The sequence below is a fragment of the Streptomyces sp. NPDC092045 genome, assembly GCF_044756005.1.
Taxonomy (GTDB): Bacteria; Actinomycetota; Actinomycetes; order Streptomycetales; family Streptomycetaceae; genus Streptomyces.
The window spans coordinates 214,950-226,390 of sequence record NZ_JBIVSC010000009.1; the positions used below are offsets into that span (position 1 = coordinate 214,950).

6 protein-coding genes are annotated in these 11,441 nt (G+C 72.2%); 5 read left to right on the forward strand and 1 reads right to left on the reverse strand.

Translation table 11 applies throughout. From position 1 onward, the window contains the following. The first annotated feature begins 17 nt into the window (after positions 1-17). The 4 genes from ACIQKA_RS22310 to ACIQKA_RS22325 all read left to right on the forward strand — a co-directional run bounded on the left by ACIQKA_RS22310 (position 18) and on the right by ACIQKA_RS22325 (position 5,243). The gene (locus ACIQKA_RS22310) at positions 18-1,376 is read left to right on the forward strand and encodes an ABC transporter substrate-binding protein (protein ID WP_390112421.1); all 1,359 of its coding nucleotides are present in this window, start codon (positions 18-20) and stop codon (positions 1,374-1,376) included. 8 nt (positions 1,377-1,384) lie between these two features. Continuing rightward, entirely contained in the window at positions 1,385-2,746 is a 1,362-nt protein-coding gene (locus tag ACIQKA_RS22315; RefSeq protein WP_383155927.1) for a carbohydrate ABC transporter permease, read from the forward strand. Next, entirely contained in the window at positions 2,743-3,654 is a 912-nt protein-coding gene (locus tag ACIQKA_RS22320) for a carbohydrate ABC transporter permease (RefSeq protein ID WP_383155925.1), read from the forward strand. Before ACIQKA_RS22315 ends, ACIQKA_RS22320 begins: the two co-directional genes overlap by 4 nt. Positions 3,655-3,878: 224 nt before the next feature. Then, positions 3,879-5,243 (forward strand): glycosyltransferase 87 family protein, encoded by a 1,365-nt coding sequence (locus ACIQKA_RS22325; protein WP_402542063.1) that lies wholly within the window; start codon positions 3,879-3,881, stop codon positions 5,241-5,243. Positions 5,244-5,304: 61 nt separating this feature from the next. On the opposite strand, the gene ACIQKA_RS22330 is transcribed toward ACIQKA_RS22325, so the two are convergent. Next, positions 5,305-10,269, reverse strand: a complete 4,965-nt coding sequence (locus ACIQKA_RS22330) for an NAD-glutamate dehydrogenase (RefSeq protein ID WP_383440256.1) — start codon at positions 10,267-10,269, stop codon at positions 5,305-5,307. 381 nt (positions 10,270-10,650) lie between these two features. Here ACIQKA_RS22330 and ACIQKA_RS22335 point away from each other — a divergent pair, with 381 nt between their 5' ends. Further along, on the forward strand, positions 10,651-11,205 hold the full coding sequence (locus ACIQKA_RS22335; protein ID WP_383155920.1) for a DJ-1/PfpI family protein: 555 nt from the start codon (positions 10,651-10,653) through the stop codon (positions 11,203-11,205). Positions 11,206-11,441: the final 236 nt, after the last annotated feature.

Sequence of the window (11,441 nt, forward strand, 5' to 3'; positions counted from 1 at the left end):
AAGGAGACGGGGCAGCAATGCGTACAACTCTTCGTCCACGCAAGGCCACGGTGACCCTCACCGCACTCACGGCGCTCACCGCGCTCGCCCTCGCGGGCTGCGGCGGCGGGGGCACGGAGGAGCCCGGGGCGAAACCCACCGGCGACCTCCCCCTGAAGGGGGAGAGGATCGAGGTCGCCGCCGTCTGGACGGGCCCGGAGCAGGAGAACTTCACCAAGGTCCTGAAGGAGTTCGAGAAGCGGACCGGCGCGACCGTCACGTTCGTGCCCGCCCAGGACCCGATCGTGAACTTCCTCGGCACGAAGATCGCGGGCGGCTCCCCGCCCGACGTCGCGATGCTCCCGCAGGTGGGCGCGATCCGGCAGGCCGCCGCCCAGAAGTGGCTCAAGCCGGCCGGACCGGAGGCGAAGGCCCAGCTGGCCGCGCACTACTCGCGCGGCTGGCAGGAGCTCGGCGCGGTCGACGGCACCCAGTACGGCGTGTACTTCAAGGCCGCCAACAAGTCCCTGGTCTGGTACAACACCGCCGTCTTCGAGAACGCGGGCGCCACCGAGCCGAAGACCTGGAAGGAGTTCCTGGCCACCGCGGAGACCGTCTCGGCGTCCGGCGTCACCCCGGTCTCGGTCGGCGGCGCGGACGGCTGGACCCTCACCGACTGGTTCGAGAACGTCTACCTCTCCCAGGCGGGCCCGGAGAAGTACGACCGGTTGGCGAAGCACGAGATCAAGTGGACGGACCCGTCCGTCGCCGCCGCCCTGACCACGCTCGCCGAGCTGTTCGGCAAGCCGTCGCTGCTCGCGGGCGGGACGAGCGGCGCGTTGCAGACGGAGTACCCGGCCTCGGTGACGCAGACCTTCACGGGCGGCGCCGAGCCGAAGGGCGCGATGGTCTTCGAGGGCGACTTCGCCGCCGTCAACATCGGGCAGACCGAGGCGAAGATCGGCACGGACGCGAAGGTCTTCCCGTTCCCGAAGGTCGGGGACGCCGGGACCGTGCCCGTGGTGACGGGCGGCGACGCGGCGGTGGCCCTCAAGGACACCAAGGGCGCGCAGGCGCTCCTCGCCTTCCTCGCCTCCCCGGACGCGGCGAAGATCTGGGCGGGCGCGGGCGGCTTCCTCTCCCCGAACAAGAACCTGGACCCGTCGGCGTACCCGAACGACGTCCAGCGCGAGATCGCCGGGGCCCTGATCGGGGCCGGTGACGACTTCCGCTTCGACATGTCGGACCAGATGCCGCAGTCGTTCGGCGGGACGCCGGGCAAGGGCGAGTGGAAGGCGCTCCAGGACTTCCTGAAGAACCCGAAGGACGTCGCCGGGACCCAGGCGCGCCTGGAGGCGGACGCGGCGAAGGCGTACCGGGCCGCCGCGAAGGGCTGAGGCCGGTCATGTCCTCCACCACCGCCACGCGCGCGCGGAGCACGACCGGAACGGGCTCCTCCCGAGGGAAGGGCAACGGGGGCGGGGGGCGGAGCCGGGCCGTGGCCGCGGGCTTCCTCCTGCCCGCCCTCCTCCTGCTCGGCGCGCTCGTCGTCTACCCGATCGGGTACTCCGTCCAGCGTTCGTTCTTCGACCGCTCCGGCTCCTCCTTCGTCGGCCTCGACAACTACCTGGCCCTGTTCACCGACGACTCGCTCCGCACCGCCGTCAGGAACAACCTGGTCTGGCTGGTGGTGGCCCCGGCGGTCGCCACCGCCCTCGGCCTGGTCTTCGCGGTCCTCACCGAACGCGTCCGCTGGGGGACGGCGTTCAAGCTGCTCGTCTTCATGCCGATGGCGATCTCGATGCTGGCCGCCGGGATCATCTTCCGGCTGGTGTACGAGCAGGACCCGGACCGGGGCGTCGCGAACGCGGTCTGGGTCGGCGTCCACGACACCTTCGCCGAGTCCTCGGTCTTCCCGAAGGCCAGACCGCTGCCCGTGCACCCGTTGAGGGCGGCCGGGGACGGCGCGTTCGTGACGAAGGAGCCGGTGCGGGCCGGGCAGCCCGTACGGCTCCCGCTGGTCGGGGTGGCGCCGGCGCAGATGCCGGAGGGCGCGCGCCCGGCCGCGCCGCCGGCCGGCACGGACCCGGGCACGATCACCGGCACGGCCTGGCTGGACTTCACCCGGGGCGGCGGCGGGCGGCCGAACGAGGTCGACCCGGCCGAACGGGGCCTCGCGGGGCTGCGGATCGAGGCCGTGCGGGACGGGAAGGTGGTCGCCACGGCGACGGCGGCGGCCGACGGCACGTTCGCGCTGCCCGCCGACCGCGCGGACGGCGCCGTGCTGCGGCTGCCCGCGGGCAACTTCCGGGAGCAGTACAACGGCGTCGAGTGGCTGGGCCCGTCGCTCGTCACGCCCGCGATCATCGGGGCGTACGTGTGGATGTGGGCCGGGTTCGCGATGGTGCTGATCGGGGCCGGGCTCGCGGCCGTGCCGCGCGAACTGCTCGAAGCGGCGCGGGTGGACGGGGCGAACGAGTGGCAGGTGTTCCGCCGGATCACGGTGCCGCTCCTGGCCCCGGTCCTCGCGGTCGTCCTCGTCACGCTGATGATCAACGTGCTGAAGATCTTCGACCTGGTCTTCGTGATCGCGCCGGGCTCGGCGCAGGACGACGCGAACGTGCTCGCGCTCCAGCTGTACCGCTCGTCCTTCGGCACGGACGCGGACCTCGGGGTCGGCTCGGCCATCGCCGTCCTGCTGCTCCTGCTGGTGGTCCCGGTGATGGTCCTGAACATCCGCCGCATGCGCAGGGAGGCCCGCCGATGAGCGCCACCGACGTCCGGCCGACCCGTTCCGCCGCCTCCGCCCGGCCCTCCCGCCCGGTCCGCTCCCCGGCGGCGCGGCTCGCGTCCGCGGCCGCGTCCGGCGCGGTCCGCGTCTTCCTCGTCCTGGCGGGCCTGTTCTGGCTGCTGCCGACGGTCGGGCTGCTGCTCTCCTCGCTCCGCTCGCCGTCCGACATCGCGGCGAGCGGCTGGTGGGAGGTGTTCGCGGCCCCGGCCCGGCTGACCACGGAGAACTACGCCCATCTGCTCGCGAACGACACGATCACCGGTTCGCTGCTCAACACGGTCCTGATCACCGTCCCGGCCACGCTGCTCGTCCTGGTGATCGGCTCGTTCGCCGGGTACGCGTTCGCGTGGCTGGAGTTCCCGGGCCGGGACTGGTGGTTCCTGGGCGTGGTGGCCCTGCTCGTGGTGCCGGTGCAGGTCGCCCTGGTTCCGGTGTCGAAGCTGTTCGGGGTGGTCGGGCTGTTCGAGACGACCGCCGGGGTGGTCCTCTTCCACACGGCCTTCGGCCTGCCGTTCGCGATCTTCCTGCTGCGGAACTTCTTCGCGGAGATCCCGCGCGAGCTCCTGGAGGCGGCGCGGCTCGACGGGGCGGGCGAGATCCGGCTGTTCACCCGGGTGGTGCTGCCGCTGGGCGGCCCGGCGATCGCCTCGCTCGGGATCTTCCAGTTCCTCTGGGTCTGGAACGACATGCTGATCGCCCTGATCTTCGCGGACTCGCAGTCGCCGCCGATCACGGTGGCGCTCCAGCAGCAGGTCAGGCAGTTCGGCAACAACGTGGACGTGCTCGCGCCGGGCGCGTTCCTGTCGATGGTGGTGCCGCTGGTGGTGTTCTTCGCGTTCCAGCGCCAGTTCGCGTCGGGGGTGATGGCGGGCGCGGTGAAGTGAGTCCCGGCGGGGCCGGAGCTTGAGGGCCGCCACCGCCGAGCGCGCGAGGTCGTCGGCGCACCCCGGGGCGGCGGGGTGGGGAGGCTCCGGACGGACGGCCCGGCGGGGGAGGTGGTGGCCGCGCACGAGGAGTTCACCGCGTCGGGCGCGAAGTACGAGGAGTTCACCGCGTCAGGCGCGAAGACCACCGGCAAAAAAGACATTACGGGCTAAAGTGCGGTCGGGTGACGAACGATCAGCCGCAGATCCCCCACCCGGCCGGCACCGAACCCCCCGGCTCCCCCGCGCCCGGCCCCGCCGCCGACGCCTCCCGCCCCACCAGTACGAGTACCGAGCCCCCCGCCCTCACCCGCTCCCCCTTCACGTCGGACACCTTCACCTCCGCCACCTTCGTCACGGTCGGCAGCGGCCCCCGGCTCGCGCTCGCCGCCGTCTGGCTCCTCACCCGGGCCGGCATGCTCCTGCTGCTGCTCCGCGACGACCTCGGCATCGGCGGCGTGGCCCGCGAGGTGGCGCTCTACGAGCACTGGTACGGGAAGTTCGCCGCGGGCACCTTCCCGCCCGGCGACGCCACCTGGCAGTACCCGCCGGGGGCCGGGCTCGTGATCATGTCCCCGGGCGTCCTCCCCTGGCTCACCTACTTCCAGGCCTTCGTCACCCTCACCCTCCTCGCCGACGCGGTCGTCACCCTCGCGCTCGCCCGCGCCGACGGCGCCCGCCTCACCCACGGCGCCTGGATCTGGGTCTGCGGCCTGCCGCTCCTCCTCCACCTGCCCCTCGCCCGGTACGACGTCCAGACCACCGCCCTGGCCGTCCTCGCCCTGCTCGCCCTCACCGCCCGCAGGACCGCCGCCCACCAGCTCGGCGGGGCGCTCGCCGGGATCGGGGCCATGGTCAAGGTGTGGCCGGCGCTCGCCCTCCTGGGCACGCCCCGGGGCCGCACCACCCGGGAGGCGTGGACCGCCGCCGCCGTCACCGCCGCCGTGCTCCTCGCCACCCTCGCGCTGTTCTTCTCCGAGTCGTTCGGCTTCCTGCGCCAGCAGGGCGACCGGGGCGTCCAGATCGAGTCCCTCGGCGGCACGGCCCTCGCGCTCGCCCGGTCCGCCGGCGTCTGGCCGGGGAGCGTCGAGTTCCGCTACGGCGCCCTGGAGTACGTCGGCCCGTACGTCTCCACCCTCGGCCACCTCGCCCTGCTGCTCGCCGCCGCCGCCCTGTGCTGGCTGGTCCTCTGGCGGATCCGGGCGCACCGCTGGACCCCCGCCACCCCGTACGACACGGCCCTCGCCGCCGTCCTGCTGTTCACCGTCACCAGCCGGGTGATCAGTCCCCAGTACATGATCTGGCTGCTCGGGCTCGCCGCCGTCTGTCTGACCTCGCGGGACACCGTGATGCGCCCGGTGGCGCTGCTGCTGCTCCCGGCGGCGGCGCTGAGCGCGCTCGCGTACCCCGTGCTCTACTTCGACGTCATCGACGGCACTCCCACGGGCCTCGCCGTCATGGTGCTCCGCAACGGCCTGCTGCTCGCCGCGGCCCTGCTCGCCGCCCGCCGCCTGTGGACCTCGACGGTCGCCGCCGCGCCGGAGGAGTGAGGCCGGCGGGAAAAGTGCGAGGGGCCCCGCCGGAGAACCGGCGGGGCCCCTCGCACGCGCCCTAGCCGTGCGAGCGCAGCAGCGTGCGCATCGTCCGCATCGCCACCGACAGGTTCGCCAGGTCGAAGGTGTCCGAGCCCTGGATCTCCTCCAGGGTCGTCCGCGCACGGCCCAGGATCGCCGCGTTCTTCTCCTCCCAGGCCTTGAACCGCTCCTCCGGGCTGGCGTTGTCGCCGCCGGCCGTCAGGACGTCCTGCGTGAGCGCCGCGTGCGCCGCGAACAGGTCCTCGCGGATCGAGGCGCGGGCCATCGACTGCCAGCGGTCGTCGCGCGGCAGCTCGATGATCCGGTCCATCAGGTCGGTGATCCGCAGCCGGTCGGCCAGGTCGTAGTAGACCTCGGCCACCGCGAGCGGGTCCGTGTCGGTCCGGTCCGCGATCGCGACGATGTCGAGCGCCGGGAAGGCGGAGGAGAAGCCGGCGACCCGCCGCGCGAGCTCCTCCGGCACGCCGAACCCGGTCAGCTCGTCCAGGATCGACCGGTACCAGTCCAGGTCCGCGCCGCGCAGCAGCTCCGGCAGCCGCGACCAGACCTCCTCGACGCGCTCGGCGAAGAACTCGATGGTCTCGGTGAGCTGGAGCGGCTGCGGCCGGTTGTTGAGCAGCCAGCGCGTGCCGCGCTCGACGAGCCGGCGCGAGTGCAGCCGCATCCGGGTCTGGATCTCGGCCGGGACCTCGTTGTCGAGGGCCTCGACGGCGTCCCAGACCCGGCCGAGGCGGAAGACGACGCGGGCGGCGGTCTGCGCCCGGACGATCTCCTCGACCGACGCGCCGGTCTCCTCGCGGAGGCGGTGCAGGAAGGTCGAACCGCCCGCGTTCACGGTGTCGTTGACCAGGACGGTGGTGACGATCTCGCGGCGCAGCGGGTGGTGGTCGACGGCGTCGGTGAAATCCCGGCGCAGCAGCGTCGGGAAGTACGCGTGGAGCAGCCCGGACAGGTACGGGTCGTCCGGCAGCGCCGTGCCGATCAGCTCGTCGGCCAGCGTGATCTTGGTGTACGCGAGGAGGACGGCGAGCTCGGGCTGGCTCAGGCCCTTGTCGTTGTTGAGGAGTTCGCGGATCTGCCGGTCGTTGGGCAGGAACTCCAGGGAGCGGTCGAGGGCCCCGTCGCGGCCCAGGCGGCGCATGAACCGCTGGTGGGCGTGGAGCAGGGACGGCGACTGGGCGACGGCGTTGGCCAGGGCCGTGTTCTGCGCGTAGTTGTTGCGCAGGACGAGCGTGCCGACCTCGTCGGTCATCTCCGCGAGGATCTTGTTGCGCTGCTTGACGGTCATGTCGCCCTCGGTGACGAGCCCGTTGAGCAGGATCTTGATGTTGACCTCGTGGTCGGAGGTGTCGACGCCGGCGCTGTTGTCGATGGCGTCGGTGTTGACCTTGCCGCCCCGGCCCTCGGGGCCGCCGGAGCGGGCGAACTCGATGCGGCCGAGCTGGGTCGCGCCGAGGTTGCCGCCCTCGCCGACCACCTTCGCGCGCACGTCCTGGCCGTCGACGCGGATGGCGTCGTTGGCCTTGTCGCCGACGTCGGCGTTCGACTCGGCCGAGGACTTGACGTACGTGCCGATGCCGCCGTTCCACAGCAGGTCGACGGGCGACCGGAGGATCGCCTTCATCAGCTCGGCCGGGGTCATCTTGGTGATGCCGTCCTCGATGCCGAGGGCGGCCCTGACCTGCGCGTTGATCGGGATGGACTTGGCGCTGCGGGGGTGGACGCCGCCGCCCGGGGAGAGCAGCGAGGTGTCGTAGTCGGCCCAGGACGAGCGGGGCAGCTCGAAGAGGCGGCGGCGCTCGGCGTACGAGACGGCCGCGTCGGGGTTCGGGTCGAGGAAGATGTGCCGGTGGTCGAAGGCGGCGACCAGGCGGATGTGCTCGGAGAGCAGCATGCCGTTGCCGAAGACGTCGCCGGACATGTCGCCGACGCCGACGACCGTGAAGTCCTCGGTCTGGGTGTCGTGGCCCAGCTCGCGGAAGTGGCGCTTGACGGACTCCCAGGCGCCGCGGGCGGTGATGCCCATGCCCTTGTGGTCGTAGCCGGCCGAGCCGCCGGAGGCGAACGCGTCGCCGAGCCAGAAGCCGTACGCCTCCGCGACCCCGTTGGCGATGTCGGAGAAGGTCGCGGTGCCCTTGTCGGCGGCGACGACCAGGTAGGTGTCGTCCTCGTCGTGGCGGACCACGTCGACCGGCGGCACGACCTCGCCCGCGACCAGGTTGTCGGTGATGTCGAGCAGCGCCGAGATGAACGTCTTGTACGAGGCGATGCCCTCGGCCATCCAGGCGTCCCGGTCCGCGGACGGGTCCGGGAGCTGCTTGGCGACGAAGCCGCCCTTGGCGCCGACCGGCACGATGACGGTGTTCTTCACCATCTGCGCCTTGACCAGGCCGAGGATTTCGGTGCGGAAGTCCTCGCGCCGGTCGGACCAGCGCAGACCGCCGCGGGCGACCTTGCCGAAGCGCAGGTGGACGCCCTCGACGCGCGGCGAGTACACCCAGATCTCGAAGGCGGGGCGCGGGGCCGGCAGGTCGGGGATGGCCTGCGGGTCGAACTTCATCGACACGTAGGAGTGCGGCCGCAGGTCGGAGTCCTTCTGGAAGAAGTTGGTCCGCAGGGTGGCCTTGATGACGGTGAGGAAGGAGCGCAGGATGCGGTCCTCGTCCAGGCTCGCGACCTGGTCGAGGGCGGCGTCCAGCTCTTCGAGGAGCGCGTCGATCAGCTCGGTGCCGGCGCGCTGGCGCTCCGGCGCCATCCGGGCCTCGAAGAGGTTGACGAGCAGCCGGGTGGTGTGGACGTTGTTGCGGAGGGTGTCCTCCATGTAGTCCTGGCTGAAGGTCGCGCCGGCCTGCCGCAGGTACTTGGCGTAGGCGCGCAGCACCATCGCCTCGCGCCAGTTCAGGCCGGCGGAGAGGACGAGGGAGTTGAAGCCGTCGTTCTCGGCCTCGCCGGTCCAGGTGGCGGCGAAGGCCTCCTGGAAGCGCTCGCGGGCGTCGTCGCCCAGGGTGACGCCGCTGCCGTTGGTGGCCGGGAGGCGCAGGCCGAAGTCGTAGATCCAGGCGTGGGTGCGGTCGGCGCAGCGCAGCTCGTAGGGGCGCTCGTCGGTGACCTCGACGCCGAGCCGGTTGAGGACCGGCAGGACGGCGGAGAGGGAGATCTGGTCGCCGGTCTTGTAGATCTTGAAGCGGCGCTCGCCGGGGCCCGCGAGGACCGGCTCGTAGAGGGAGAGCGAGAAGTCCTCGTCGCTGCCGGCGAGGGCCTCCAGGTGGACCAGGTCGGAGACGGCGGCGCGCGGCGAGTGGTCGGCCTTGTAGCCCTCGGGGAAGGCGTTGGCGTAGCGGCGCAGCAGTTCGGCGGCGCGCTCCTCGCCCAGCTCGGCGTTGAGCGCCTCGCCGAAGCCGTCGGACCAGGAGCGGGCGGCCTCGACGAGCCGGCCCTCGATGCGCTCGACGTCGGCGTCGGTGAGCTTGGCCAGCTCGGTGCCGGGCTCGACACGGACGACGAAGTGCAGCCGGGAGAGGATCGACTCGGTGTTCCAGGCGGTGAAGTCGACGCTGGTGCCGCCGAGCTCCTCCTTCAGGATGTCGATGATCCGCAGCCGGACGCGGGTGGTGTAGCGGTCGCGCGGCAGGTAGACGAGGGCCGAGTAGTAGCGGCCGTACTCGTCCTGGCGCAGGTAGAGCCGCAGCCGGCGCCGCTCCTGGAGGTAGAGGACGCTGGTGACGACGGACTGGAGCTGGTCGACCGGGGTCTGGAACAGCTCGTCGCGCGGGTAGGTCTCCAGGATCTGGAGCAGGTCGCGGCCGTCGTGGCTGTTCGGGGAGAAGCCGGCGCCCGCCAGGACCTCCTGGACCTTGCGCTTGACGACCGGGACGCGGCGGACGGACTCGGTGTAGGCGGCCGAGGAGAACAGGCCGAGGAAGCGGCGCTCGCCGACGACGTTGCCGTCGGCGTCGAACTTCTTCACGCCGACGTAGTCGAGGTACGAGGGGCGGTGGACGGTCGCCCGGCTGTTGGCCTTCGTCAGGATCAGCAGCTTGTGCTCGCGGGCCTTGGCCCGGGCGTCGGCGGGCAGCCGGCTGAAGGAGGGCGACACGGGGTGGGCGTGGTGGCCCTCGTCCTCGCCGCCGTGGCGCGGGTCGGAGCGCAGGATGCCGAGGCCGGTGCCGGGCACGGCGGACAGGGCGTCGCCGTCGACGAGCTCGTACTCGCGGTAGCCGAGGAAGGTGAAGTGGTCGTCGGCGAGCCAGCGCAGCAGCTCGCGGGCCTCCTCCACCTCGGTCGGGCGCAGGTCGGAGGCGGTGGGCTCGTCGGCGAGGCCGTCCGCGATGCGCAGCGCGGCGTCGCGCATCTTCTCCCAGTCCTCGACCGTCTCGCGGACGTCGGACAGGACGCGCAGCAGGTCGGCGGTGATCTGCTTGAGGTCGGCGCGGTCGGTCTCGCGGTCGATCTCGACGTGGATCCAGGACTCGGTGAGCGCGTCGTGCGGCAGCTCGCCGTGGATCTGCGCCGACAGGACCTCGATGAGGCGGCCGGTGACGTCGCGGCGGACGAGGACCTGCGGGTGGATCACGACGTGGATGCCGCGGCCCTGGCGGGACAGCTCGTTGGTGACCGAGTCGACGAGGAAGGGCATGTCGTCGGTGACGACCTCGACGACGGAGTGGCTGCTGGTCCAGCCGTTCTCCTCGACCGTCGGGGTGTGGACGCGCACGTTCGCCGTGCCCTGCGGCCGGTTCTCCGCCAGGCGGTAGTGGGAGAGGGCGGCGCCGAAGACGTCGACCGGGTCGCGGTCGGACAGGTCCTCGGGCGCGGTGTGCAGGTAGTAGCGCTGGAGGTACTCGAGCACGGTGTCGCCGTCCGGGCGTTCGCCCGAACCCTCCGGCCCCGTCGGGAGTCGCCCCCCGACCGGGCTGTGCTCAGCTACCCGGGCGGCCCTTTCGAGCAGCTCGGCCTTGGCTTCGTCCAGCTTGGTCTGCATGTCCTCTGACTCCTGGCCGCGCGCCGTTGCGCGACATCGGTGGAAGGAAGGGCACAACGCCTCCACGTCGTGTTTCCGCGGAAGACGACGTCATGCCCGAATGAGAGAAACCCGGGTCGTTGTCCGCCACTGACCGTGGCGCGCCCGGGCGGGGATCGGCGCACGCACGGTCGGCCCGGCCGCCGGAGCGGGTCGGGCGGCAGCCGGGGGCTTCACTGCCCCCTCGGCGTATCGCGCTGATCACGACGAAAGCCTATCGCTCCCGACCCCCGCCCCGTCATGAGCCGTATGTGTACAAAAGAGGGGGCGGAAGTTTGACGTTATGGACAGCGACACATGTCCTCAGGGCACGCATTCGACCTTCTGCGAGCGGGGAGAGCCATGGCGAGGATCCTGATCGTGACCGGGGACGCGGCGGAGTCGCTGGAGGTGCTGTACCCCTACCAGCGCCTCCTGGAGGAGGGATACGAGGTCGACATCGCGGCTCCGGCCCGCAAGACGCTGCGGTTCGTGGTCCACGACTTCGAACCCGGCTTCGACACCTACACCGAGAAGCCCGGCTACACCTGGCCCGCCGACCTGGCCTTCTCGGAGGTCGACCCGGGGGCGTACCTGGCGGTGGTGATCCCGGGCGGGCGGGCGCCGGAGTACCTGCGCAACGACCCGGAGCTCCGCAAGATCCTCAAGGCCTTCTTCGACGCGGACAAGCCGGTCGCGCAGATCTGCCACGGCCCGCTCCTGACGGCGGCGACCGGCAGTCTGGAGGGCCGCCGGGTCACGGCCTACCCGGCCCTGGAGCCGGACATGCAGGCGGCGGGGGCGTCCTTCCGGGACACGGCGGCCGTGGTCGACGGCCTGCTCGTCTCGTCCCGCGCGTGGCCGGACCACCCGGTCTGGATGCGGGAGTTCCTGAAGGTCCTCAGGTCGAGGGGCTGAGGACCGACGGCTCCGGCCGTACGGGGCGGAGGGGCCGGGGCCCGTCCGGCCGTGGTCCGCCGGACGGGCCCCGGGGGCGTCCCGCCGATCGTGCCGGGCCCGCGGTGTCCGGCGCCCGGTCCGGCCCGATCGGCGAGGCGCCCCCTAGGGCGTGTGTCGAAAGTAGCGCCGTCTGCCCGGAGGGCAGGCCCGGCGGTGTCCGGTGCGTGCGATCGCAAGGCGGAGGGTCGCCCCGA

Bases quoted from the DNA above. Each gene is read 5' to 3' on its own strand.
- ACIQKA_RS22310 (WP_390112421.1), top strand. From the start codon at position 18: ATGCGTACAACTCTTCGTCCACGCAAGGCCACGGTGACCCTCACCGCA.
- ACIQKA_RS22315 (WP_383155927.1), top strand. From the start codon at position 1,385: ATGTCCTCCACCACCGCCACGCGCGCGCGGAGCACGACCGGAACGGGC.
- ACIQKA_RS22320 (WP_383155925.1), top strand. From the start codon at position 2,743: ATGAGCGCCACCGACGTCCGGCCGACCCGTTCCGCCGCCTCCGCCCGG.
- ACIQKA_RS22330 (WP_383440256.1), bottom strand. From the start codon at position 10,269: ATGCAGACCAAGCTGGACGAAGCCAAGGCCGAGCTGCTCGAAAGGGCC.
- ACIQKA_RS22335 (WP_383155920.1), top strand. From the start codon at position 10,651: ATGGCGAGGATCCTGATCGTGACCGGGGACGCGGCGGAGTCGCTGGAG.